Raw genomic sequence first — 24,074 nt, 5'->3', positions numbered from 1 at the left:
TGGCTCAGTGCGCCTGAAACACTGCTTTGGCGAGACTGCCGGTCTTGAACAGCGTAAAACACAGCAGCACCGTGTAGCCCACGCAGGTCCAGATCGCCATGATGATGTCGTCCTCGGTGGCGATGTTCTGCACCAGAACGGCGTAGATCGCCACGCAGACGATAATCAAAAACGCCTGGAAGCCCAGCGCCAGCAGGCTGCGCAGGTAGTTCTGCCCCATGCCGCCCCATTCCTTGCCCATCATGGTGGCCATCGGGATGGGGGCCACCGATGTGACCAGGTAAATTTCGATCATACGGCCATAAATCACGATGAAAATGCAGATATACAGCGCCCACATAGTGATGCCGATAAAGAGTGACTGGAACCACAGGCCGAACAGCGGCCCCAGGTCCATATCCATCAGCCGGGACTCCATATCGGTCATAACGGCGGAGATGTCGATGGAAGCGTCCGAGCCGATGATGCCGGACGCCTGGGCCACCACGCTTTGGGCCATGTCGAACACGGCCATGACGAGGTTCCAGGTGTTGGTGACGAGCAAAATCGCGGCGGCGGATTTGAACACCCATTTGAAGATCATCCAGGTGTCCACGTCATGCAGGTTGTTGCGGTCGGTAATCATCTGGATCAGCTCCAGCGTCATCACGATAGCCAGGATCACGCCAGCAATCGGCACCATGATGGAGTTGGAGAGGTTCTGGATCATACTGAAAATGCTGCCGTTCCACCCCTGCGGGGTCTGGCCCACCTGTACGGATATATCCGCGACCTGCTGATTTACGCTGTCGAACATCCCCGATAAGTTTCCCATGATGCCACCCACCAGCATCTCTTTCAGCCAGTTGGTAAGGGCATCCAATAAGAAATCCATACGGTGTCAAACCTCCTTTCAGCCCCTCCCGCTGTGCGCGGGAGGGGGCGAGGATTTCAGCGGGGTACGATCAGACGGTGAACAGGCCGGACAGCAGCGGTACAAGGACCATGCCCACGATGGCGACGCCCGCGCCGGCCATCAGCTGTTTTATCCCCAAATAGGTGTAGGAAAACGGCTCGATGGCGGGCGGCGGTGTGTCAAGAAATATCTATGGAGTTTTTAAGAACCGCCCCGGCGGGGGCAGGTCAGGCCGTGACCTGCTCCACCTCCGGGATGGGTTTGAGATTGAAATGAATTTCGATAGAAATGTGTCTTGTCTTTTCGCTGTCTATGCTCTCATGGACAACGATTTCTTTAATCAGGCGGTTAAGGGTGGCGGCGTCCAGTTCCGTGATGTCGGCGTATTCCTGAATGGCTTCCACCCATTGGCGGGCGTCACACGCAAGCCGGATTTCATCGGCCAGCTTCTTCCGGCCTTCCTCAACCTTTGCTTTCAACTCGGCCTGTTCTGCCTGCGTCTTTTCCATCAGCAGATTGAAGTTTGCTTCGCTGATACGCCCGGCAACCATGTCCTCATACAGCCGCAGCACCATCTTTTCCAGAACATCAATCCGTTCCTCGTCTTTGGTAAGGGAACGCTCCAACGCTTCCCGCTGGCCTTTCTGCTCGGCTTCGCAGGTGTCGGTCAGCTTCCCGGCAACGGCTTCCCCGTCCATCAGGGCGGCTCTGGCGCACTCCCGGATTTTGTTCAGCACAAGGCTGTAAAGGGTGTCGTACTCAACCCGGTGCTGGGTACAGTGCTGCTTGCCGTAGGCGTTGTAGGTCTTACAGGAATAAATCTGCTTCGGGTGCTTGTCGTTGGTGTAGCGGATCGTCAGCGACTTCCCGCACTCGCCGCACTTGATAAGCCCCGCAAACAGGCTGATTTCCCCGGTCTGGCGGGGGCGCTGCCGGGATTTCAGCTTGCGCTGCACGATGTCAAAGGTCTTGCGGTCAACAATCGGCTCATGCTGGTTCTCCACCACAATCCAGTCCTCCGGCTTCTTTTCCCCGATGGTGCCGATTTTGAAGCGGTATTCCTTCTTCTGGGAAGCGATAGCGCCGGTGTAGACGGGGTTCATCAGGATGTCCTTAATCACGGAGAAGTCCCACATATACCGCCCGTTGACCGGGTCTTTCTTTTCCCACTTGGTTGACACGTTCCGAAAGCCCCGCACCCGGTTCCAGTAGGTCGGGCATGGAATTTTTTCTTCTTCCAGCCTGCGCCGGATGTAGTTGGGGCCGTGTCCTTCCAGCGCCCACGCAAACAGACGCCGGACAATGGGGGCCGTTTCCTCATCAATCAGCAGATGGTTTTTGTCCTCCGGGTCTTTCCGGTAGCCGAAGGGGGCAAGGCAGCCGGTAAACTGGCCTTTCTGCGCTTTCAGCAGATAAGAGGAATGAACCTTCTTGGAAATGTCCTTGCTGTACATCTCGTTGAGGATGTTCTTGAACGGCGCAATGTCGTTGTTGTCCCGCATGGTGTCGATACCGTCATTCATGGCGATATACCGCACGCCGTTGCGGGGGAAGAAATCTTCAATCAGGAAGCCGGTCTGCAAGTAATTCCTACCCAGTCTGGACAGGTCTTTCGTGACCACAAGGTTTATCTGCCTGCGCTCGATGGCTTTCAACATTCGTTTCAGGTCGGGGCGCTCCATGTTCAGCCCCGTGTAGCCATCGTCCTGATAGACTGCAACAACCTCCCATCCCTGCTTCTCGCAGTAGGTTTCCAGCATAGCCCGCTGGTTTGCGATACTGGCGCTCTCCCCGTCAAGGTCATCGTCCTTGGAAAGCCTGCAATAGATAGCCGCCCGGAAGCTGCCTGCCAGTATTGCGTCTACGCCTGTATATTCAAATCCGTTCATCATAACCGTTACCCGCACAATCCAGACGGAACACGGTCACTCTGAACCTTGTCTTTATTATATCCTAAATCTTGCTTTTTCGCAAGATATTCTTTATCATTTCTCTGGCTGTATTTCTGTGCAATCAGGCTCACGAAAACGTCCGTAGCGTCCAGTTCGCCGTCAAATACCGTTGTGACATGGATTTCAGTTTTGCTTTTTGCCATAGGCAGTTACCTCCATAAATGAAATAAGCCAGACAGGAGAGGGTCGGCAACGAAGTCCGGCAACGGGCTTCAAAAAACCTCGAAAACAATCTCTGTCTGGCGGTTTGGTTATTTATTACTTTTTCTTTTATTTTTCTGTTGCTTTGGTTGTCAGAGGGGAGAAAAGCCCGCAGTTACGGGCTTTTTCCCGGCAACCGGCTCGGCAACGGGATAGCAACGGGGTCGGCAACCGGCTGTCATTTCCCCGGATTTTTCAGAAGGGAAGCTCCATCTGCTCTGTGACTTCCACAAATCCGTCCGGCGTTTTTTCACGCCCGTTGTCAGCGCCCGTTGCCGGGGTTTCCCGTTCCCAGCCCTTTTGTCTGCCGTATCCTTCAAATATCCGGGGATTGGAGAAATACTTCCATCCCGTGATACCGTGGTTCATAATGTCGTTGACTTCTCGGATTTCCCATTGTTTCGGCTCGTCAAAGGGGTGGTTTAAGGCTTCCTTGAAAAGCTGCTTGGAGCATACGGCGCTGCCGGTGTAGCGGTCAAGGTATGCCTGTATCATCCCGGCCTTGGTGTCCTCCGGCATAAAATCCCGCTGGTGTTCTTTGAGATACTGTATCATTTCGGGGGTAAAAGACAGCTTAAAATCGCCGCTTTTGTAGGTTGTCATGGCTTCCGCCCATACCTGTTCGATATAGGCTCTGGAAGCGGCTTCATCGTCCAAAATGTGTACCTCGGCCCGTTCGGGGTAGACCATGATCGGCAGGAAGCGCCGGTTCCCGGAACGGTCAAGGGGCAGGAAGTCCAGGGCGTTGGAAGTCCCGCCGAACACGCACTGGCGCAGCCTGTCCTCCGGGTGGGTTTCGTAGGGGATTTTATAGACCTCCTTCTGGCGGCTTAAAAACGACTTAATTTCCTCTATGCTCTTGGCGTTGGCGGTGGCAATCATCTCCGACATTTCAATAATCCAGTGGCCTTGTAGCTTGCGGTACACGTTATCATCATCTAGCTTCCGCAAATCATCGGAAAACCACTCGTCTTTTACCGCCAGCAGCCGGAAGAAGGTGGACTTCCCGGCTCCCTGACCGCCCACCAGACAAAGCATGACCTCAAATTTACAGCCGGGGCAAAACGCCCGGTGGATGGCTCCCAGCAGGAACAGCCGCAGCGATTGGAAGGTGTAGTTGTCCGTGTCGGTTCCCAGAAAGTGTCGCAGGCAATAGCGGACACGCTCTTTCCCGTCCCAGACAAGGCCGTTCAGGTAGTCCCGGATGGGATGGTAGCTGTTGGCGTCTGCCGCAAGGTCGGCGGCGTCCGCTATCTTTTTCTCGCTTGTCAGGCCGTAGGTCTTTTCCAGATACAGGCGGATATATTTCATATCCGTGTCGGTCATGGCCTTGCTGCCGGTTCTGCGTTTCCTGCCGATGGGCTTTAGAAGGTCAATGCGCTCGGTCAGGAGATTTTTCGCCACCGCCCCGGAAAGTTCGGGGTCATACTGGAATACCGTCAGGCAGTTGTGAATACTGTTGCGGACGCCGCCTTTCTCGGTGCCCTCCAGCATGGCTTTCACTTCCTCAACGCTCCGGGGCGGGGGTGCGGCTTCGATGGTGTCCGTCACGGCCTGCCGCAGTTCGGGCGGCAAGGTCTGCCATTCTCCGCTCAAGGTTCCTCACTTCCTTTCCGTAGCTGGCAATCAGGGCAGCCCGTTCCCTCATATCGGAGAACAGCAGCACATCCAGCAGATATTCCACATGGGATTGTTTCTGCAAGGCTTCCACGAAAAGCGGGTGCCATTCCTCGTCCGGCGTCTTGGGGGCATAGTCCCGCTTCCAGCGGCGCAGCAGATTGTGATAGTCAGACAGTACCCGGAAGCAATATCGCTCCATGCGCTTAAATTGCTGTTCCGGGGTTTCCTGCCGGGGATGGGGGCGGCGGCTCCTGCCGGGTGGCTCCTTATCCTCATAGGGGATGGAAAAGTCCTGTGCCAGCATGAGGGCGGCTTCCTTGGGGCTGACGTTTTCCAGACGGGAAACAAAGTCAATCACATCCCCGTCTGCCTGACAGCCAAAACAGTGGAAGCGCCGGTCAACCTTCATGCTGGGGTTTTTATCGTCATGGAAGGGGCAGACGCACATCCCGGTTCTTCCCACCCGGACGCCGTAATGCTCGGCGGCCTGCCGGGTGGTAATAGACTGTTTCACGGCTTCAAATACGTTCAATAGGCAAATCCTCCTGAAAATAAGAAAAGCGCCTGTCATTCTCACGGGGAAAATGGCAAGCGCCTGATTGGTTTAAAGTTCCATATCCTGTTTTTGCTGGCGGCGGGGCTGCTGGCGTTTCTGTTCTTCCCGCTGTTTGGCGCCCTCAATCTTCCAGCTTAATTGTTCGTTGATGGACGGCTTCTTTCCCGGCTCCGGCACAACCCGGCGCTGGTCGGGCGGCAGCACATGGTTTATCCAGTAGCGCACATCCCGCAGCAGCTTCATGTCCTCCTGAACCGCCTGCAAGCCCTCATTCTTTTCCGACAGTTCCCCGGAAAGCTGCTCCCGTTCCTTCTTCAATTCTTTCGTATCAAAGGGCAGTTCCTCCTGATGGGCTTTGAAAAAACGCTTGGCGGCAAGGTAGGCGTCCAGTTCTTCCCGGTGTTCGGCGGCAAATTTCTCCTTCCGGGTTTTCCAGCCGATGGAAGCGTACTTTTTGTAAACCTCTTTGTAGGCTCCGTGGTTGGCAAGATGGGAAAGCGTGGTATCAATGGCCTTTATCCGGCGTTCCGATTTTTTAATGTCGGTCTTGGCGGAAAGTATCTCCCCGCTGACCTTATCCAGATAGGCGTCAAGGCTCTCCACGGTGGAAATCTCTTTCTGCCGCAGGAAGTCAAGGGCTTCCATGACCTTGTTGAAATCGCCAACAGTGCCTTTCAGCTTCCCCTTGGAAGTCCAGCCGGTGCGTTCCCCGCTCCGCATATCCAGATACCGGGAAAGCAGTTCGGGGATGGTCGGCTCCTTGGCCTGTTCCAGCGCTTCCAGCAGCGCCGCCTTTTTCTCTTTCAGGCCGGACAGCCAGCCCCTTAAGCTGCGTACCATCTGTCGGATAGACTGCATGAGGGAATTGGCGGCTTTGATGTCCCGGTTCAGGTTGCCGATGTTGGTCTGTATGCCTTTCTTCTCCAACTGGCTGACCGCTGGCCCCATGTGGACGGTGGGGATTTTATCAATTCCCTGTCGGGCATAGGAACGAAGGTCAAGGCGCTCCGGGCTGCCGATGGCTTCCAGATAGCGGTTCGCCGTGTCCTGCCACGCCTGCCGCCATATCTCCCCGTACTTCTGGTCGTTCCAGTCCACGGTGTCCTCTTTGTGGCTTTTCCAGTTCCCGGACGGGAGCCGGATACGCTCGCCGTTCTCGTTAAGGTCGTACACCTTCCGGCTCTTGGGGAGCCACCTGCCCTGTTCGTCCATCCCCCGCATGGTAAAGAGGATATGGGCGTGGGGGTTGCCGTCCCCCTTGTCATGGATGGCAAAGTCGGCAATCATGCCTTTGGAAACAAAAAACTCCCGGCAGAAGTCCCGGATAAGGTCGGCTTGCTGCGCCGGGGGAATATCCCTCGGTATGGCAAGCACTAATCTCCGGGCAAGCTGGGAGTTCCATTGTTTTTCTATGGCTTCGGCGGCGTTCCACAAGGTATTGCGGTCTGCGTACTCCGGCGGGGCGTGGGGCGGCAGCATGATTTCGGTGTGGACGATTTCGCTTTTATGGGAATAGTATTTCTGTTTCTGGTCGTATTCGGAAAACAGCCGTTCCCCGCTCTGGTAGGCGGCGGCAGCGACAGCAGACTGGCGCTTGCTGCGCTGGACGATTTTCAGGTCAAAGTGCGGGCATGGTGGCATGACGGATTGTGACCTCCTTTCTCCCGGCGTCCGGGCATAGAAAAAGCAGGAAACCGTTTCTGATTTCCTGCTCGGTGGTGCCGCTGATGGGCGGCGGATATTTCAAAATACATTTACATGGTTTTGTGCAAATACCAGAGTCGCACAATAAAGGCAAGTTGACCAATCGCAAAGGCTCCAATAATAGTGAAACAAGGAACTACTGTCATATATCCAGTAAAAATCAAAGCAACGAGGGAAACAGAAATCGTGACATTCATTACTTTGAAGCCACTTGCCATTGCGGCATTGCCGAGTGCGATATTTCTCTCATCATTTTCTTCTATTTGCATTTCCTTGGTTTTCTTGCCAAGCAAATCGCACGCACCAGATACAATTAGTGAAATTCCAATGAGAGATGTGCCTACTACGATCAAGTCAGGACGCGGCACAGGAACGATCTCATTTATTCCCAAACCGTATATTAGCAATCCTCCCAGCAAAACAATCATTCCGGCAACTACCATTAAAATCAATAACCCTTTTTTCATAATCAATCCTCCTCGTAAATAAAAATCTCCTCAATCGTCATATTGAAGTATCGAGCAATTTTGAACGCCAACTGAATAGACGGATTGTAGCGTCCATTTTCTAAAGAGCCAATTGTTTGTCGTGATACTTCCAAGGCGCTTGCCAATTCTTCTTGCTTGATTCCTCGTTGTTTGCGGAGTTCTTCCAGTCGATTTTTCATGCGAGCCTCCTTTCTTATGGAAAGTCTACTTTCCGTATCTTTAGTATAGCACATTTGAGAAAAATGTCAAGTCTACTTTCCATATCCTTTTGTAAAAAACTTGTCGGACGGGAACAGCTTGCAGCGCAAGGTGTTCCCAGGCGGCAAGTCCACAAAGGGGTAGCTGGCGGCAGCCAGCGCAGGGGAAGTGTAGCTCCCCCTGTGATGATTGGAACAGATTGAAAATCTGCGGAAATCATCTGCTCCCTGCAAGGGGCTTCCGGCAGGACGCAACGCACCGGCTTGACCGGTGTATAGTTGCGCCCTCTTTCAGAGGGGCAGTCCACGGGCTGCGGCTCTGGAAGCGATTATGACCGTTCCCGGTCTGGCTCTTTTCTCTTGGGATGTGGCTTTTCCGTCCTCGCCTGTGCCTTGGCTTCGGCAAGCCTGCGCCGGATGGAATGGTCCCGCTTCTGGATAAACCGCTGCTTTGTATCAGCGATAAAGCGGCGGCACTCCGGCTCCGGGATGGCGTCCAGCTTTCGGATGGTACTCTCCACAATCTCCCTTGTCTGCCGGTCACGGATAACCGGAACGATTTCTTTCAGTCCCGCAAGGGTTTCTTCCTTCGTACCGGCGGCGTACTGATAGACCATAGCCAACTCGTCTTTAGAAAAATTCATCTTCATTCTGCGCCCTCCTTCTCTGTGCCGTTTCCGGCGAATACTTTTTCCATAAGCTGGCGGGTGCTGTCTTTGTGGAACAGCAGCTTCAAAAATACGCTGACCTGTTCATCCGTGATGGCTTCCGGGTGGGGAAGGTAGCTTTCCAGCATGGCGGCTCTGGTGCAAAGCCGGTGCGTCCGTTCCTTCCGTGTCAGCGTCTTTATCTGGTGTTCCAATATCTTTTCTTCATGCTGCGCCCTCCGCAGCTTCTTTTCCGTTTTCTCTATCTCCTGATTGAGTTTTTCCAGCTTTTCATTCATAGGCGGCTGTCCTCCTTCTTGGGAATGAGTACATATATTTTGTTGGGTTCCCCGAAGCCCTGACGCACTCGCAGTATTAGTCCGGCGTCCTCCAATTCATTCAGGGAACGCTTCACGGTCATGGTGCTGCGGGCAAGTGCCGCCGCCAGTTCCACGATGGGGAAATGGATAAATAAAATCCCGTTGGCGTCCTCTATGCCGGACAGGAAAACAATATCCAACATCCGGGCGTACATGACCTTGGCGGTGCTGCTGATCGGGAGCCGCAGCATGGCTCTTGGCAGCGGCATACAGGGCGGCAGGGCGGTGTCTGCGGTCATAAATTCAACTTCCATTCAATCGGTGTCCTCCTTTACTTTTCGTTTTGAGCGTTTGGAAAGATAATGGGGGCAGTCCACAATGACCGCCCGGAAACTCTGCTTGCAAGTGCGCTGGCATTTCCGGCAGAGGTCGTTGTACGTTACCCGCCCCCGTTCATTGAGGAAGAAGGATAGTTCCAGCTTCCTCTTTTTCGGCATTCTCGGCATGGTGCCTCCTTAAACAAAAATCCGCCCATTTCAGCCGTAACAGCCGCAATAGACGGATAGCAGATTTTAGTGTCGTGTTTCGGGGCGATTTTCGGGGAAAAAGCGGCCATAGAACCGCCCGGAAATCCCCCGAAGTATTACGGATAGGGCAGACTACGCCCTATCGGATTGTTGTGTTTCAGTATCAATTCGGTGTTCATTTTCGCCGGTTCTCCCTGATGTCGTTCCTGCCCCTGGCTCTCACAACGGCGTTTTGCTCCCTTTGGTACGCTCGTTGCGGTCAGGGTTCCTCCATTTCCCTTCCGCAAGTCGTTGCGCTACATCGCCGGGGAGCATATCCCATACAGGCCGGTCATTCGATTGGAATAATCCATCGATGAACTACCTGTATCATAGACCATTTTTGTTCCCTGTGCCGTATATCCACAAAGTAGGATTTCGGGGCGAAAAACGGAAATTTCCACGATTATGGAAAGTATGGTATAATCCAGTTAGCGGCAGGAAAACAGCCGTCGGAAAGGAGTGAGCGCCCTATGCTGAGGGTAACTACCATACAGGAACGCCTTTGGGAGTTACGCAAAGATAAAGGCTTAAATCTGGAAGAACTGGCGCAGCAAACCGGCATTTCAAAATCAGCCCTTGCCAGCTATGAAGCCAACGACAATAAGGAAATCAACCACGGCAACCTTATCACGCTGGCCGACTTTTATGAGGTATCTCTTGATTATCTGTTCTGCCGGACAGAAAACCGGGAGCAGATAAACACGCCCCTGATGGAACTGCACCTGAATGATGAAATGGTGGCGCTTCTAAAGAGTGGCCGTATCAACAACCGGCTCCTGTGTGAGATTGCTACCAACGATAAATTTGAGCAGCTTATGACCGACACGGAGATTTACATAGACGGCCATGCAACCTCCACCTTCCGCACCCTTTATGAGTCTTTGGAAGAACAGCGGCAGACCATCATCCAGAAATACAAGCAGGCGGAAAATGATTTCTATTCAAAGACCATCCTTGCCGCAGAGGTAAAGGAAGAAGATTTCTTCTGTCATGTGACGCACAAAACATGGGACGCCATTCTCCATGACATACGGAAAGCCCATGAGCATGACATTGACAGCACGCCGGATTATTCCCTTGCAAAGAAGATGGCTCTGGAAATCCGAAAGGCTATTCAATCTTCCGGGGATTATCTCGGAAAAGTGTGGGCGGTCATTTTCAATATGCTCGGCATTGACTTTTACAAGCTGCCGCCGGATGAACAGAAGATATTGAAAAGGATACTGTCAAAATCTCCGAACATCAAGAACAGTCCCTTCAACTTCCGGCGCAAGAGAAAATGAAAAACTGCCGTTGTGGGAATGAGTGTTCCTGCAACGGCAGCTTTGTGTAATGAATTGAATTTTTACTTCAGTATTTCAATCTGGATTCATCATTTTACGATTGTTTTTTACATCTAAAAAATATAAAATCTGGTCGGTGAAGTGTTCCACCAAACTGGGCTGGATACTGCTTTCTCATTTCATCGGATACATGAGATTCCTCGCATTCTTCAATCAAAAATCCAGCATTTACTATAGTATTAACAATACTGGAAAATGTTCGATGATAAACTTCATAGTCCTCGACAACCCATTTGACTGTCCTTTTTCCCTCAACCATATAGTTGCTGATATTCGCATAAAGTCTTTCGCCCGATTCTGTCCGGGTATATCTATCATATTGACCATCCCATGCGGTTGCCATTGGATGAGACATACTAAATACAAAATGGGCACCATATTTTAATAGACCATATATATTTTTCATTAGTTTGTCTAAATCTTCGGCATAATCAAATGCTAAGGAACTTGTAATCAAATCGAACTGCTCATCAATTTGACATATATCTTCCAATGCCATTTGTCGGTAAGTAATATTTTTTGCATGGAAATGTTCCTTTGCATACTCAAGCATTTTCTCAGAAATATCAATACCCAATACAGATTCAGCCCCCATATCAGAATACTGCTTTGCGTGTTGTCCCATGCCACAACCTATGTCCAGTACCCTTTTTCCATCTACTTCTGGAATCATCGCAAGTAGAATCGGGGTTTCTATGCAATCATTGAAATTAATCTTGTTGTTGCGAAGATTCTTGAAATTTTCAAAAAAGCTATCATTATCATAAATATTTTGTTTTGCCATGTATTCTTCTCCCCTTGGTGCATTTTTGTAAATACTCCACGTTCAAATTTATCACTCTGCTTTATCAACAGAATGGTCTTCCTTCTCCAATTCTATTACATCCAAAATGCCACAATTCAGGGCTTCGCAAATACGAACCAGCGTTTCCATGCTGATATTTTTGCCCTTACCCATGTTGGCAATCATATTTGTGGTAAGACCGGCGGCAATCCGCAAGTCCTCTTTCCTCATATTGCGCTCAACCAGCGTGTGCCAGAGGGGTTTATAGCTTATGTGCATTTATCCTCCTGCCTTTCTCCCGGTTCCGGGGTTCCTGTTCCCATTATATCAAAGTTCTTGCTATTCCACAAATATTTCTTGACACAATCGCCGGTTCCGTCTGGATTGTGCTTTTCCTTTCTTCTCTTGATTACATCTACTTAGCCATAAGCTGTTTCATGCCCTGCGACTTGGCTCCGGGGTTGTCGTTGCCATAACCTTCCAGCAAATTGATGACGCCCCACACGCCGAGACCGGCACCGAGAGCGATAACGAGGGTCTGGAGAACGGTGATTGCCTGATTAAAAAATTCCATAAATAAAGTTGGCCGGAATCATTTGAAAACGATTGATTTAGTCATGGTTCATAGGCATACAAAAGCCGGACAATCGCCGCCCGATTTCCGGGCTGGCTGATTCCGGCCTTCCTCCTTTTTCATTATTTTGATAGAGATCGTCCGCTTTGTACGCCGATGGCCCCAGCGGGGCGGTTGTGGCGGATAGATAGGACCCCTCCTTTCACAGCGGAGCATCAATCGTTGGCTGCGGCGTCGATCTCATACACGTCGCAGACCTGGTTGGGTTTGAGCTTCAGCCGGGCCTTGAGATAGCCTTCAATATCAAAGGCGTTCTTCGGGTCGGCGTCGGCGGTGTACTTGTAGTTGGGGTGCTGGGTGATGTCGTACTTGTCCGAGAGGAACGGCCGCACACCGCGCAGCTGCAAAATGCACTTGCTGCCGTCCATGACGGCCAGCTCGTCTTGGCTCATCAGCGCCTTCCCCAATTTTTGATAGTTGAGCGAGTGGGAAGTCTCCCGCCCCCGGCTCTCTCCGGTGTTGTAGGTGTCGATGGTCTCTTTCCCAAGCACGGCTTCCAGCTCCTTCAACGTGGTCGGCTCTTTGCCGCCCAGGAAGATGGAGGTATCCATGTTGCCGATGATGGTATCAGCGTTGTCCTTGTAGATGGCCTTGAGCTGGCTCTGCGCCTGCAACACCAGACAGGCAGAGATTTCTCGACTGCGGATGGTGGCGACCAGCTTTTCCAGCTTGGGGATCTGGCCAATGTTGGCGCACTCATCAATGAGGCAGCGCACATGAACCGGCAGCCGCCCGCCGTACACATCGTCGGCCTTTTCACAGAGCAGGTTGAACAGCTGGGTGTAGCACATGGAGATGAGGAAGTTAAAACTGTCATCGGTGTCGCTCATAATCAGGAACAATGCGGTTCGTCGGTCTCCCAGGGTGTCCAGCTCCAGCTCGTCATAGGCTGTGACCTCCCGCAGCTCGGCAATGTCGAACACCGCCAGCCGTGCGCCGCAGCTCACCAAAATCGACTTCGCAGTTTTGCCCGAAACGAGTTGTCAAGGACTTTTTAATCAAATTCACAAAAAGGCCACAAAAAAAGTGCCAGAAGCACTTTCATGCTCCTGACACTCAGGCGAGTAGAGTTACTTGCGGCCGCTTAGCAGTTCGTCGCAAAGGTACGCATATTCCGGCAGTTGGTCGATATAGGGTTTCCAGCGCCGCTTAATCTCGGCCAGTTCCAGCGGATCGGCGTCCTCGAAGTCATGGTCGTTTCCGGTCATTCCAAAAACATCCAGTGCTATATCATTCAAGCACTCATAACAAAGACCGGCAGCAGACTCTATCCAGTTGCCGGTGTCAATATAGACCGGGTCGATAGATATTGCCAGCCACACATAGCCGACCTTGTCCGACCAAACCAAATCATAAGCGGTCATCTGCTGGATATGTTTCTCAAACACTTTGCGGACGCGCTCAATCTCATTTTTCTCTTTTTCTGTGTACAGCATTTTCGTGTCCTCCTTGGCTAAAAGTTTTGGCGTGTACCATCATCAGTTTAACACAAGGCGGCTGGCTTTATCAGCCGGTCACATTTGCTGTATCTCGTTTTTGAGCATACGCTTGATTTTGTCGCTCATGGTTTCAGTGCTGGTATTGCTGAAATGGACGCGCACCTTGTAGGTGGTCTTGCCGATTTTCTTTACCAGCGCGGGGGCGTCCTCCGGCGCTCTGGCCGGAGTGGTGTCTGCGGTCTGCATGGTACGGGTTTCTTCGCTCATGGCGCTCCTTTCTCCGGGCGGGGCTGCGCCGTCCGGCAAAAAATTACTCATGCTTACGGTTTACAATGTCTTTCGCCGCCTGCTTGGTAGCTCCGGCGTTTTCCTCCCGGAAGTTCTTCCCGACAAAGAGGATCGGGGCGCACCGTTCCAGAATACGGTCATAGATACGGGCGTGGGCCAGGTCGGGCGGATTTTTGAGTTCGGCCAGCTTCAGGTTGGTGGTGATAATCATGGGCCTGCGGCTGCGGTAGCGGCTGTCAATGACGAAAAACATCTGCTCCATCGCATACTCGGTGCTGCGCTCCACACCCAAATCGTCAATGATAAGCAGGTCGTATTCGTCAAAGCTGGCGATAAAGTCGGCCCTGTCCTCGGAGAACATCCCGGTCAGGCGGTTCAGGATGGTGGGAAAGTTCGTCATCAGCACCGGCACATCCCGGTCAAGCAGGGCGTTGGCGATACAACCGGCAAAAAAGGACTTGCCGGTTCCCACATCCCCGAACAGCAGCAGGCCGGTGTTGTTTTTGTATGCCTCCTTCCAGTTCTCCACATAGGCGCGGGCCTTGTCCATCAGGGGATTTTGGCCGTTGTCGTTGGCAAAGGTGTAGTCGTACAGATAGCGGTCTTGCAGGCCCTGGGCCTTCCGGCGCTTGATGCGCTCCATGCGGCGCTGCCGTTCCTCGGCGGCCTTGCGCTGTTCCTCGGCCTCCCGCTGGCACTGGCAGATACAGCGGGGCATGAAGTAGCCGGGTTTCCCAAAGCATGGCACAACGGTCTGCCTCTGGCCGCCGCACTTTTTACAGTGAATGAGGCCGTCTGCCGGGTCTATGTACTCGTCCCCGGCCAATTCCACACCGGCGGCTGCCTTGTCGATCAGCGCCCGGATTTCTGCGGTAATCTCAATCATACGGTTTCATCCTCCTTTACGCTGTAATCCCGGTTGCGGGTGGACGGGGCCGCTTTCCTGGCGTCCTCGCTGGCCCAGCGCCGGATGGTGGCGGCATGGCTCTGATACCGCTTGCCGGTAGAAGCCATGTACTCGGACAGCTTTTCGATGTACTGGCCCCATACCGTGGGAAAGCTGGCCTGCAAGTCTGCCAGTTCCTCGTCCGTCAGGAAAACATTCTGGTAACGGCCATAGGTGCGGGCGGGGTGTCCCTTCTCTATCTCTCTCTTTATCTCTATCTCTTTCTCTAACTCTATCTCTATCTCTGGTGGACGAATGTCGGACAAATGTCCGCCGTTTGTCCGGGGCGCAGAAAGAGCCTTGTTTTGGAGCCTCGCCGCCCGCTTTCGCTCGGCCTCGGTGGAGGACTGGCCGATCAGCAGCTCGATATTGCTCATGTAAAAAGTGCCGCTGTCCAGCACTTCCACAAGGCCCAGCTTCAGGAAGATTTGCAAGGCCCTCTCCACAGTGCCGATCTGCTGGCGGGTGATGGTGGCAATCATCTGCGCCGTGTAGGGGATATTCTCGTCAAGCTGGAGCCGCCCGCCGTGTTTCAGGGATTTCAGATACAGCTTGAGCAGAATGTTGGAGTACAGCACACCGTCCTGCATACTTTCCAGCAGTACGATGGAGTCATCGTCAAAATAGTTCTCTTTGAGTTTCAGGTAGTAATATTTTCGATTGTCTGACATGGGTTCCTCCTTGGGGTTTATTTCAGGGGTCTATACGCCTTTAGAGGGCCGTTTTGGGGGCCAGAGGATAAATCTATCAGGCCCCCAGCGACACCCTCGAAAAAAGCCTTGATTTACAAGGGGTTTTCGGCCCCTAAAGCGTGACACTTAGCCCTCTGTTTGCGCTTGCGCTGGGCCGCCTTGATACGCTTCATGCGTCCAGCACATTCCGGGCAGTATTTGGCCCGGTTGGAGCCGGGGGTGAACAGCGCCTCGCAGACGGCGCAACGCTTGGCGTCCAGGCGGTGGAACAGGGCCGTTTCCAGTTCTCTGTCCAGCGGCAGCACTGCCGCCCGGAACCACCGGCACAGCAGGGAGTAGGAAATGGACTGGACGCAGACACATTCCTCCCCATCGTCCAGCGCGATACAGTTACCGCCGTCATAGTTGCAGCACTCATGTACCAGCCGCCGCGCTCTGCGGTACTGGCGGTAGTCCATGACGGGGATGGGTTCAGGCTTGCTTTTCTTCATGCTGGCACTTCCTGCACCCGCCGCAGTTACCGCAGCCCTGGCAGGCATGGGCCTCCGGCTCCGGGCCGGTGGGCGCGTCTGCCGGTTCCGGCTGCAAGAGGGCAAGGGGCAGGCGGATATTCAGGTGGACAGTGACGGGTAAAATAATCTGCTTCATAAGGCAATCTCCTTCCATGAGTGAATGTTGACAATTCTGTGCAAAGGTGTGTCGTGAAACGCGACGCACCGCAAGGGGTCGGCAAAACACCGTACCCTTTACCGCTCCGGCCCCCGGTCGCGGGGCTTGTCCCGTTCCTGGCGGGCCAGTTGGTCGGCGGCCTTGCGGAGCCGTTCCACGGCTTTCAGTTCCTCCCGCATGGCCTTCATGTCGATGCTGTCCACCTGCTTCTGGGCGGTCAGCAGGTCGATCTCGCGCCGCCATTCCTTCGGGGAAAGTTCCTCTCCGCTGGCTTTCAGTTCCTTCAGATACCGGTCTGCCGCGTCATAGAGGATCAGCTCCCGGCTGTGGCGCTGCTCGAACAGCTCCCGCTTTTCCGGCTTCATCCTGGCAAGCTGTTTATGAATGGCCTTGTACTCGTTGTACTGCGCCCACATCTCCCCGCGCTCGGTGAGGACAGCGATCCGGCGCTCGGCCTTGACGATCTCTCGCCGCAGGTCATAGTAGCGGGTGTTCATACCGGCAATTTTTTCATGGAGCTGCTGCATGGATTGGATGCCGTTGGCGTTCAGAAAATTGAACAGGGCGGCGCTCTCCTGCAATGCCCGGATTTTTCCGGTACGGGTGTCAGGCCGCTTGAGCTGCTGCTGGGCCTCCCACAAGTCCATCATGCTGGGCTGCTGGCCCTCCGGCTTCTCCGCCTCGGCCTTCGACCAGTTGTAGAGACGGGTAATGCGGGCCTTGATTTCTTTCAGCAGCTTGTTGTCGGCGGCGATCTGCCGGTTGACTTCTCCCTTGTCGGTGCGGATGCCTCGCTTCTCCATCTGGCTGGCTGCTGGCCCCAGGTGGACAGAGGGGATTTTATCAATGCCCCGGCGCTTGTAGCTGCGGTGGTCTACCAGGGCAGGCTGACCGACGGCCTCCAATGCCCGGTTGGTATAGGCCGCCCATGCCGCCCGCCAAATCTCCACATTCCCTTTGTCGTTCCAGTCGGTGGTATCCTCCCGGTGGTTCTTCCAACCGCCTTTCCCGTCTGGGATGCGCTGGCCGTTCTCGTCCAGGTCGTATGCCTTGCGACACTTCGCGCCCCATGCACCGTTTTCTTTTAAGGGCCGGACGGTCAGCATGATATGGACATGGGGGTTGCCGGTTCCCTTGTCATGGATGGCGAAGTCGGCGCACATTCCTTTGTCCACAAAGTTGTCCTTCACATAGGCCCGGACAAGGGCAAGCTGCTGTTCCCTGGACAGTTCACGGGGCAGGGCCGCCTCAATCTCACGGGCAAGCTGGCTGTCCCTGGCTTTCTCGATCTGCTCCACACTGTTCCAGAGGGTGGAGCGGTCTGCAAACTCCGGCGGGGCGTGGGCGGGCAGCATGATTTCCGCATGGACAACGCCGCCCTTCCGGGTGTAATCATGGGTCAGGCCGTCCCATTCATTCGTCAGCTTGGTTCCGCTGCGGTAGGCGGCTGCGGCAACAGCGGAACGGCCCTCGCTGCGCTTGATGATACTGACGGGGATATGGCAAAAATCTATGGGGATCGCCTCCTTTCGGTGAGGGATATTCAGGCCGCAGGGGACGGGACAGCCGCTTGCGGATGTTCCGTGGCCTGTGGCGCACAAGGGGTTTGGGGAGTGTAGCTCCCCATCGCGGACGAAGTACGCAACAGCCCCCGGCAGGGCGCACGACACCGGCAACGGTGTATAAGTGCGCCATTCCAGAGAATGGACTTATGGCTTGTCCCCGGATTTTGGCAGTTTTGCGGCCAGTTCTGCCGCCCCTGGAAGATGGGACAGGGCAATCAGGAACGCCTTGACCTCTATGCCGGATAAGTCGGGGGTCAGAGGGAAAACGCCCTCCAAAATGGCCCCGCGCTCAATCAGGCGGCGGGTGCGGGCCTTGCGTTCCTCGTTGCGCTGCCTGTTCTCCAAAATCTTCTGGCGGTTCTCAAGCTGCCGGATTTCTTTCAGGACTTCTTCGCGCTCGTCCTTTTTCGGTTTCGTTTGGGCGGTGATGTCTTTGTGCATATCGCGTCCTCCTTGGGCTGGCTCATCCAGCCGTGTTTGATAAAATATTTCTGTAACTTAATGATGGCGTTGCGAACCGTGACAATGGCGGCTGATGTGGTGAAGCCTTCGGACTTGGCAATCTCCTTAAATGGCTTGTCCTCCCAAAATCGGGCGTGCAGGCAGCTCGCCTGCCGGGGTGTCAGGGTGGAAAGGGCCTCCCGGAGCCGTTCCATCATCAGGGCATGGGTGGCTTCCTGTTCCCGTTCGGTTTCCTGCCCGGTGAGAATATCCTCTGGTGACAGGACATGAGAAAGGAAATAGTTTTCCATGCCGGGAGAGGCATCAAGAGAATAGCAGTGGTAGTGCTGCCTGGCGTCATTGGCGTTCTCAGCGCGGCTTTCTTCCAGAATGGCCTCCGCCACCTCGTCCGGCACTTCTACAAACGTGTCCTTTTTGACAATCGGGTAGTAATGCTTTTTCAGGTTGATGGTTTTCATAGGCTGCTTGTCCATTTCCGGTTTGCAAAGTACCGGCGCAGCCGTTCGAGCGCCCCCTGTATGGACTTGCTTACCCGCGATGGATGAACGCCCTCCATTGCGGCAATCTCCCGGATTTTCATGCCCAGCATATACCGGGCGTGCAGGCGGCGAGCCTGGATGGGCGTCAGGTGAGAGATGGCTTCATACAGCCGCCGGATTTGTTCCGCGTACTCGGCCTGTTCTTCCTTTTCCATCAGGGCATCTTCCGGCGACGGCTGCGCCCAGCCGATGGCGGCTTTCTCAATCCCGTCATCGCAGTCAAGGGAGTAAAACGCCTTGTAGCGGTACATCTTGCGATCTCTGGCGGCCTCGGCCCGCTTATCCAGCAGGAACGCTTCGACAATCTCATCGGACACTTCCACAAAGGTGTCCTCGGTGCAGAACGGGTAATACTGTTTCAGGTTGATGGTCTGCATAGGCACACCTCACTCGGTTGGGTGCGCGTTATAGTAGCGGCGCATATTCCGCAGGCCCCGCCGGATGGCAACGCTGACCTTGCTGCTGTGTACGCCATCCCTCCGGGAGATTTCCGGCTGGTTGATACCGGCGATGTAGTAGGCCACAATGCGGCGGCCCTGTGTGGGGGTGGCATGGGAAAGCGCCTCCGGTAAGGCGGCCAGCAGGCGCAGGCGGGCGGCCTGTTCCTCCCGCTCCATCACGATTTCCTCCGGCGATCTGCCATGCTCCAGCGCGTAGTTCTCCGTCCAGCTATATGCGTCCAGAGAGTAGTAGGCGCGGTGGTAGAGCTTCCGGCGCTCATAGTTCTTCATCTCGCGCCGGGCCTGCTCCATGACCTCCCAAACCTCATCGCTGACCTCCACAAACTCGTCGTGCCGGTAGTGGGGATATACCCACCGCAGATTGATTGTTTTCATAGGCTACCTCCTGAAAATGGGAGAGGCGGGCAGCTTGTCCGCTGTCCGCCTCCCGCTGGGATAAGGGAAACAATCCCTTTCACTGGGTAGCCCGAAAAGGGGTCATTCGTTAGGGTAGTTCGCAAAGAATTTCAAAAATTTTTTCCTTACCGCGTCAATGCTCTCATAGACGGATACTTTGGAGCAGCCGCACACTGTCCCGATTTCCGCAAGGGTCAGCCCGTCCAGGGCATAGAGCAGGAACCGGCGGCGCTGAGCCTCGGTGCAGGTGTCCAGGACGGCCATCAGCTCGTCCAGCGTTTCCATGCGGCAAAGGTGTTCCTCCGGCGTTTCGCCGTAGATACCTACGCCCTCGGTGGCAACTATGTATTCGTCAAACTCCCGGCCATCCCAATGCCGCCGCTGCTCATGGGACAGGTTTTCGGCTTTGTGGTCGGCCCGGTCAAGAAACTCATAGACTTCCAGCGTGACCTCCACGGCCACAGCTTGTCCGTTATAATTGATGGTGACTTCCATCTGCCTTTCCTCCGTTCAGATTTTTGCGGGAAAACCTGAACGGGGCGGCGGGGATCGGCACCGGGGCTGACATAGAAAAACGCCCGGACAGCATGAAGCTATTCGGACGCAAAAAATACGATATTCACTTACAGAATGACAATTTTCGCACCGCCGGTTAGACGGGGCCTGTTCGGTGGCCGCGCTTTTTTTGGCGGCAACGCGAACATCGTCTGAATTTGTCGGCGGTCAGCGTGTTTCATGGGCGGCTCCCTCCTAAAGCCGCCGTGTCAGCGTGTAGTCGTCACTCCTTTGTCGAGGGCATAAGAAACGGCGGCCTTGATTTTCTCAAAGCCGCCGTAAGTTGAGTTTATGGCATGGGTATGGGCTGCTGAACGACGGCTTTTTTTCTTTTGCCGTCGCCCGGCAGATAGTTCATTTTATATCTCGTTTTTTCATAATGATAATCCCAATACAAGTCAACAGCACTCCGTATATTACAAAAATAGCTGCGACAACAGGAAACCATTCAGCCACCGTCATCACTTGAACTCGTTGGAACATTGCTACCGGCCAATACATGGAGATCACATAACTGTGCCAGATAACGTCCTCAATACGATGAACAATGAAAAATCCGAAAATCAGCAAAAACATATTGACTACACTGGAAGTTACACTACTCCTAAATAAGAAACAGGTAAATACCAAAAAGCACGCATAAGAGGTATGAAGTATGATTTGGCTAAAGAAGAAAAATAATAGTTGTAATGTATTTATTTGAAGTAAGCCACCAAGATTATGCCATAGTATTTGACTGATTATGGTTCCGCTTATACCTGCAATTACAACATATAGGGTAGCCGCAAAAGCGCAGGCTATCGTTTTGGACAAATAATATTGAGTTCTCGAAATTCCTTTTGAAATATAGTAATGAACTGCACCACTCATAAAATCATCCGAAGCAAACACCACACAAAAAATCAAAATGGGAAGTCCTGTGCTATAATTCTGAAAAAGGATGCTATAATACTGGAACAGAGGCATACCGTTGGCAACTGTTTCGGCTTTCATGCTCTCAAACACAGCATAAAACACCACGGAGCATATAGTTAAGCCAGCACCCGCCCAAAAAATTGTATTGTGAAATAACTTGTAAATCTGGGATCGAAGCAGATTAGGCATTTTGTTCACCTCCCGCTATAATTGAATTGAAGTAATCCTCTAAGCTATCCTCATGGATTGTTGACTCAAAAAGCACGAGGCCATTTTGTATCAGAACCTTATTGACAACTTCTGACTGTTCAACATACTCTTTTAGGGAAATTGTGTATGGCGTCAAAATTTTATATTTTGCAATGCCCAACTGTGCTTGTAGGACATTGACTGCTTTATCAGCACAGTCAGTTCGGATAATCAAGTGTCGCTGGCATTGATCCATCAAATCATTGGCGGATAATTCTGAAACAAGAGAACCTTTGTGAATAATTCCATATCTGGTTGCAATTTTGGATAATTCACCTAAAATATGACTTGAAATCAAAAGCGTAATATTTTGCTCTCGATTTAACTGCACAAACAAATTGCGCAGCTCTTGTATTCCAACAGGGTCTAACCCGTTAATTGGTTCATCCAAAATCAAGAACTGGGGATCACCCAAAAGGGCAACAGCAATCGCCAATCGCTGTTTCATACCTAAAGAAAAATCTCCAACGCGCTTTTTTCCGGTGTCCGCTAACCCCATGAGAGATAGGACTTTATCTGTGCTCTTGGCATTTTTTACACCGAAAGCGAGACGGAAAATTTCAAGATTTTCTCTTGCGGTCATATTTTTATACAGAGCGGGATTTTCAATCGTGCACCCAATATAGTGCCGCCCTGCCTGTAAGTTTTCCTGCCCAAATAACCTGATTGTGCCAGATGTGGGTGATGCAAGTCCTGCAACCATACGCATAAAAGTTGTTTTTCCTGCCCCATTTTCACCAATGAAGCCATATATATCGCCTTGCTGAATATTCATGCTAACACGATTGACCGCAGCGGTATGAGCAAATTCTTTACACAATTCTTGTGTTTGCAAAATATATTGCGGCATCAAGACACTTCCTTCCCTGTTTATTTAGTGGATACAGTGTATCCTACCGGCTTGGAATAGAAGTGCGTTTGATGTGAAATCCGTGTAAAATAATAAAGCCCTGCTCCCAAAAGAAAAGCAAGGCTTTGATTGGCTTATTTGTTTGCAATCGGAAATTGAAAATAAAACTCCACACCATCAGTATGATTGATAGCTCCAAATGGAACTTGATACATGGTCAATATTTGAGAGACAATGGCGAGGCCAAGACCGTTACCACTTTGTCCCGTCCATTTTCCCCGATAGAACTTTGACCAAATTTGGGAAATCTCCTGTTCTGGAATAGTGTTCCCCTGATTGAAAACAGAAAAATAGATCGCCGAATTTTCTTGCTTTACAGTTAAATGAATGTTTCCGTTTTCACATACATATTTTTTGGCATTACTAATTAAATTTTCAAGTACCTGTTCTATTCTACGCCGGTCTGCATAAACAATAATTTCCCGCTCTGGTAGTTCATAAGTAAAGCTGTACCTTTCACAAGGAACATCGAGCAATAGCCGTCCGCCTACTTCCTCTGTCAGTTCTACAAAATCAAAAAGAGTTTCCATTAGAACGGTGGTTCCGGCCTCTAATGCAGATAAGTCTAATAAGGAAATGATTGTATAATTCATTCTTTCAGTGGCGGCCAGAATGGCATCCATATACTTTCTGCGCTTATCATTATCTATCTCGTTTTTTAATCCTTCAGTATAAGCCTGTATTAAGCCAAGAGGCGTTTTCATTTCATGCGATAAAGAATCCACTAATTCCTTTCGTTGCTCTAACAGTATCCTTTCATGTTGAACATCTTTTTTTAACTGTTTGTTGGCTTTATTTAATTCGTCCAAAGCATTTTGTAAATTTGAGGCCAAAGTATTTAGGCTATTCGATAAACTGCCTAATTCATCGTTAGACTGAATATCACACACCGTCATAAAATCAAGATTTGCAAGTTTCTGTGCAGTATCAGTAATGCTCCCCAGTGGAACCACAATAATGCGATGTAAGTAAATCTCTTGCAGCCATTCACCGCCAAGAAATAAAAGCAGCCAAATAAAAGGCAACAGGAATTTATACTCTATCGGTGTTATGAGGAACATAATAGGATACAAAACTGTAATAACAAACCGTATAGTTCTTGAGAAAGCAAAGTATTTTTTCTCAACCGACTTAAATGAATTGCTCATGGTTTTACCTCAAACTTATAGCCAGAACGAATTAGTGTCACAATATGACGCCCTTCGGTTCCTAACTTTTGACGGAGCGTTTTGATGTGTGAATCGACAGTTCGTGTATTTCCCTCAAAGTCAAATCCCCAAATACGGTTTAACAACTGCTCACGCGAGAACACTTGATTTTTATTCTGCAAGAACAAATGCAATAGTTCGTATTCCTTATGAGTAAGTTCAACTTCATTACCAGACACAATGACTGTATGAGCCGATTGATATATCATTATTTCTCCCGCAGATAAAATGTCATGTGAATTAGCCGTAGTTGCATGACGCAACCACGCATTGACTTTGGCTAACAGTATTTTGGGACTAAAGGGTTTGGTGACATAATCATCTGCACCATATTTATAGCCTTTGAGTTTGTCATTTTCCTCGCCTTTGGCAGTAAGAAAAATAATGGGTACATCGCATATATTCCGCACAAATTTACATACAGTAAATCCATCTAATCGTGGCATCATAATATCTAAAATGATAAGGTCAACCGTATTATTCTCCAAAATGGAAAGTGCCTCTACTCCATCATTAGCTAAAATGCAAGAATGTCCGCCTTGTTTCATAAAATCGACAATAATGTTTTGCATATCTTTTTCATCTTCTGCTATTAAAAGTACAGCCATCTACTTAGCCTCCTTGCCTTTTTTCGTCCTGCCGTCTATTGGTTTTTCAGCATCTTTTGGGATCAGCCAGACACCGGCCATTTTCACAGCGCCGGGAATACGCCCATCGACGCAGTAATAGTTGACTTGACGGGACGAAACGCCCCATTTTTCGCTTGCCTCTTTGAGTGTCATGTAGTCCATATCCATACCTCCGACAACATTTTTCATTATATTTCATTAGCTCGAAGAATACAAGGCATGAGATATGTCGAAAGCGTAA

General features: G+C 51.6%; 32 protein-coding genes and 3 pseudogenes. 1 reads left to right on the top strand and 34 read right to left on the bottom strand.

The window, feature by feature from the left end; genetic code table 11:
- Positions 1-4: 4 nt before the first annotated feature.
- The 13 genes and pseudogenes from INF35_RS05310 to INF35_RS05250 all read right to left on the bottom strand — a co-directional run bounded on the left by INF35_RS05310 (position 5) and on the right by INF35_RS05250 (position 9,086).
- Positions 5-874 carry a VirB6/TrbL-like conjugal transfer protein, CD1112 family gene (locus INF35_RS05310; RefSeq protein WP_193500440.1) on the bottom strand — a complete coding sequence of 290 codons (870 nt, stop codon included), beginning with the start codon at positions 872-874 and terminating at the stop codon, positions 5-7.
- A gap of 70 nt (positions 875-944) precedes the next feature.
- A pseudogene (locus INF35_RS05305) lies at positions 945-1,031 on the bottom strand (Maff2 family mobile element protein); the annotation flags it as partial.
- A 91-nt stretch (positions 1,032-1,122) separates the two neighbouring features.
- On the bottom strand, positions 1,123-2,787 hold the full coding sequence (locus INF35_RS05300; protein ID WP_193500439.1) for a recombinase family protein: 1,665 nt from the start codon (positions 2,785-2,787) through the stop codon (positions 1,123-1,125).
- Positions 2,788-2,792: 5 nt separating this feature from the next.
- Entirely contained in the window at positions 2,793-2,990 is a 198-nt protein-coding gene (locus INF35_RS05295; protein WP_087241482.1) for a hypothetical protein, read from the bottom strand.
- A 253-nt stretch (positions 2,991-3,243) separates the two neighbouring features.
- Complete coding sequence (locus tag INF35_RS05290) at positions 3,244-4,542, bottom strand: virulence-associated E family protein (protein WP_087241479.1); 1,299 nt, start codon at positions 4,540-4,542, stop codon at positions 3,244-3,246.
- Positions 4,543-4,555: 13 nt separating this feature from the next.
- A complete protein-coding gene (locus INF35_RS05285) occupies positions 4,556-5,200 on the bottom strand; it encodes a CHC2 zinc finger domain-containing protein (protein ID WP_193500438.1) in 645 nt (214 codons plus the stop codon).
- Positions 5,201-5,272: 72 nt separating this feature from the next.
- Positions 5,273-6,865 carry a MobQ family relaxase gene (gene mobQ, locus INF35_RS05280; RefSeq protein ID WP_087241475.1) on the bottom strand — a complete coding sequence of 531 codons (1,593 nt, stop codon included), beginning with the start codon at positions 6,863-6,865 and terminating at the stop codon, positions 5,273-5,275.
- A gap of 113 nt (positions 6,866-6,978) precedes the next feature.
- A complete protein-coding gene (locus tag INF35_RS05275) occupies positions 6,979-7,395 on the bottom strand; it encodes a hypothetical protein (RefSeq protein ID WP_087241473.1) in 417 nt (138 codons plus the stop codon).
- Between the two features lie 2 nt (positions 7,396-7,397).
- Complete coding sequence (locus tag INF35_RS05270; RefSeq protein WP_087241471.1) at positions 7,398-7,595, bottom strand: helix-turn-helix transcriptional regulator; 198 nt, start codon at positions 7,593-7,595, stop codon at positions 7,398-7,400.
- 347 nt (positions 7,596-7,942) lie between these two features.
- On the bottom strand, positions 7,943-8,257 hold the full coding sequence (locus INF35_RS05265; protein WP_235983106.1) for a transposon-transfer assisting family protein: 315 nt from the start codon (positions 8,255-8,257) through the stop codon (positions 7,943-7,945).
- 2 nt (positions 8,258-8,259) lie between these two features.
- The gene (locus INF35_RS05260; protein ID WP_087241466.1) at positions 8,260-8,559 is read right to left on the bottom strand and encodes a DUF3847 domain-containing protein; all 300 of its coding nucleotides are present in this window, start codon (positions 8,557-8,559) and stop codon (positions 8,260-8,262) included.
- On the bottom strand, positions 8,556-8,894 hold the full coding sequence (locus tag INF35_RS05255) for a DeoR family transcriptional regulator (protein WP_009249956.1): 339 nt from the start codon (positions 8,892-8,894) through the stop codon (positions 8,556-8,558). The genes INF35_RS05260 and INF35_RS05255 overlap by 4 nt, the downstream gene beginning before the upstream one ends.
- Positions 8,895-9,086, bottom strand: a complete 192-nt coding sequence (locus INF35_RS05250) for a hypothetical protein (RefSeq protein WP_172455309.1) — start codon at positions 9,084-9,086, stop codon at positions 8,895-8,897.
- Between the two features lie 533 nt (positions 9,087-9,619).
- On the opposite strand from INF35_RS05250, the gene INF35_RS05245 reads away from it, so the two are divergent.
- Positions 9,620-10,432 carry a helix-turn-helix domain-containing protein gene (locus tag INF35_RS05245; protein WP_087391581.1) on the top strand — a complete coding sequence of 271 codons (813 nt, stop codon included), beginning with the start codon at positions 9,620-9,622 and terminating at the stop codon, positions 10,430-10,432.
- A gap of 94 nt (positions 10,433-10,526) precedes the next feature.
- On the opposite strand, the gene INF35_RS05240 is transcribed toward INF35_RS05245, so the two are convergent.
- The 21 genes and pseudogenes from INF35_RS05240 to INF35_RS05140 form a co-directional block, all read right to left on the bottom strand.
- On the bottom strand, positions 10,527-11,276 hold the full coding sequence (locus tag INF35_RS05240) for a class I SAM-dependent methyltransferase (RefSeq protein WP_087241462.1): 750 nt from the start codon (positions 11,274-11,276) through the stop codon (positions 10,527-10,529).
- A gap of 51 nt (positions 11,277-11,327) precedes the next feature.
- Positions 11,328-11,555 (bottom strand): helix-turn-helix domain-containing protein, encoded by a 228-nt coding sequence (locus INF35_RS05235; RefSeq protein ID WP_087241460.1) that lies wholly within the window; start codon positions 11,553-11,555, stop codon positions 11,328-11,330.
- Positions 11,556-11,697: 142 nt separating this feature from the next.
- Positions 11,698-11,850 (bottom strand): annotated as a pseudogene (locus tag INF35_RS05230) (Maff2 family mobile element protein); the annotation flags it as partial.
- Between the two features lie 215 nt (positions 11,851-12,065).
- Positions 12,066-12,893, bottom strand: a pseudogene (locus INF35_RS05225) (VirD4-like conjugal transfer protein, CD1115 family); the annotation flags it as partial.
- 87 nt (positions 12,894-12,980) lie between these two features.
- Entirely contained in the window at positions 12,981-13,346 is a 366-nt protein-coding gene (locus INF35_RS05220; RefSeq protein WP_087221669.1) for a hypothetical protein, read from the bottom strand.
- Positions 13,347-13,424: 78 nt separating this feature from the next.
- A complete protein-coding gene (locus INF35_RS05215) occupies positions 13,425-13,595 on the bottom strand; it encodes a transposon-encoded TnpW family protein (protein WP_430623629.1) in 171 nt (56 codons plus the stop codon).
- Positions 13,596-13,659: 64 nt separating this feature from the next.
- Entirely contained in the window at positions 13,660-14,523 is an 864-nt protein-coding gene (locus tag INF35_RS05210) for an ATP-binding protein (RefSeq protein WP_193500436.1), read from the bottom strand.
- Entirely contained in the window at positions 14,520-15,254 is a 735-nt protein-coding gene (locus tag INF35_RS05205) for a phage replisome organizer N-terminal domain-containing protein (protein WP_122790701.1), read from the bottom strand. Before INF35_RS05205 ends, INF35_RS05210 begins: the two co-directional genes overlap by 4 nt.
- A gap of 113 nt (positions 15,255-15,367) precedes the next feature.
- Positions 15,368-15,766, bottom strand: coding sequence for a cysteine-rich VLP domain-containing protein (locus tag INF35_RS05200; protein WP_193500435.1), 399 nt, complete (start codon positions 15,764-15,766; stop codon positions 15,368-15,370).
- Positions 15,747-15,923 (bottom strand): hypothetical protein, encoded by a 177-nt coding sequence (locus tag INF35_RS05195; protein ID WP_164706778.1) that lies wholly within the window; start codon positions 15,921-15,923, stop codon positions 15,747-15,749. Before INF35_RS05195 ends, INF35_RS05200 begins: the two co-directional genes overlap by 20 nt.
- A 98-nt stretch (positions 15,924-16,021) precedes the next feature.
- On the bottom strand, positions 16,022-17,545 hold the full coding sequence (gene mobQ / locus INF35_RS05190; protein ID WP_235983105.1) for a MobQ family relaxase: 1,524 nt from the start codon (positions 17,543-17,545) through the stop codon (positions 16,022-16,024).
- Between the two features lie 108 nt (positions 17,546-17,653).
- Positions 17,654-17,950 carry a DUF3847 domain-containing protein gene (locus tag INF35_RS05185; protein WP_193500434.1) on the bottom strand — a complete coding sequence of 99 codons (297 nt, stop codon included), beginning with the start codon at positions 17,948-17,950 and terminating at the stop codon, positions 17,654-17,656.
- Positions 17,890-18,429 (bottom strand): sigma-70 family RNA polymerase sigma factor, encoded by a 540-nt coding sequence (locus tag INF35_RS05180; RefSeq protein ID WP_193500433.1) that lies wholly within the window; start codon positions 18,427-18,429, stop codon positions 17,890-17,892. The genes INF35_RS05185 and INF35_RS05180 overlap by 61 nt, the downstream gene beginning before the upstream one ends.
- Positions 18,426-18,887, bottom strand: coding sequence for a sigma-70 family RNA polymerase sigma factor (locus INF35_RS05175; protein WP_193500432.1), 462 nt, complete (start codon positions 18,885-18,887; stop codon positions 18,426-18,428). The genes INF35_RS05180 and INF35_RS05175 overlap by 4 nt, the downstream gene beginning before the upstream one ends.
- A 9-nt stretch (positions 18,888-18,896) precedes the next feature.
- The gene (locus INF35_RS05170; protein WP_193500431.1) at positions 18,897-19,346 is read right to left on the bottom strand and encodes a sigma-70 family RNA polymerase sigma factor; all 450 of its coding nucleotides are present in this window, start codon (positions 19,344-19,346) and stop codon (positions 18,897-18,899) included.
- Positions 19,347-19,448: 102 nt separating this feature from the next.
- The gene (locus tag INF35_RS05165; RefSeq protein ID WP_193500430.1) at positions 19,449-19,862 is read right to left on the bottom strand and encodes an RNA polymerase sigma factor; all 414 of its coding nucleotides are present in this window, start codon (positions 19,860-19,862) and stop codon (positions 19,449-19,451) included.
- A gap of 414 nt (positions 19,863-20,276) precedes the next feature.
- Positions 20,277-21,026 (bottom strand): ABC transporter permease, encoded by a 750-nt coding sequence (locus INF35_RS05160; RefSeq protein WP_193500429.1) that lies wholly within the window; start codon positions 21,024-21,026, stop codon positions 20,277-20,279.
- The gene (locus tag INF35_RS05155; RefSeq protein WP_193500428.1) at positions 21,019-21,936 is read right to left on the bottom strand and encodes an ATP-binding cassette domain-containing protein; all 918 of its coding nucleotides are present in this window, start codon (positions 21,934-21,936) and stop codon (positions 21,019-21,021) included. Before INF35_RS05155 ends, INF35_RS05160 begins: the two co-directional genes overlap by 8 nt.
- Positions 21,937-22,070: 134 nt before the next feature.
- Entirely contained in the window at positions 22,071-23,144 is a 1,074-nt protein-coding gene (locus INF35_RS05150) for a sensor histidine kinase (protein ID WP_193500427.1), read from the bottom strand.
- On the bottom strand, positions 23,141-23,812 hold the full coding sequence (locus tag INF35_RS05145) for a response regulator transcription factor (RefSeq protein WP_193500426.1): 672 nt from the start codon (positions 23,810-23,812) through the stop codon (positions 23,141-23,143). Before INF35_RS05145 ends, INF35_RS05150 begins: the two co-directional genes overlap by 4 nt.
- A complete protein-coding gene (locus INF35_RS05140) occupies positions 23,813-23,995 on the bottom strand; it encodes a helix-turn-helix domain-containing protein (protein ID WP_193500425.1) in 183 nt (60 codons plus the stop codon).
- Between the last annotated feature and the right edge of the window lie 79 nt (positions 23,996-24,074).

Source organism: Gemmiger gallinarum (assembly GCF_014982805.1).
Lineage (GTDB): Bacteria > Bacillota > Clostridia > Oscillospirales > Ruminococcaceae > Gemmiger > Gemmiger gallinarum.
The sequence above is the reverse complement of the archived record's forward strand: the minus strand, read 5'-3'. Positions and strand labels throughout refer to the sequence as shown.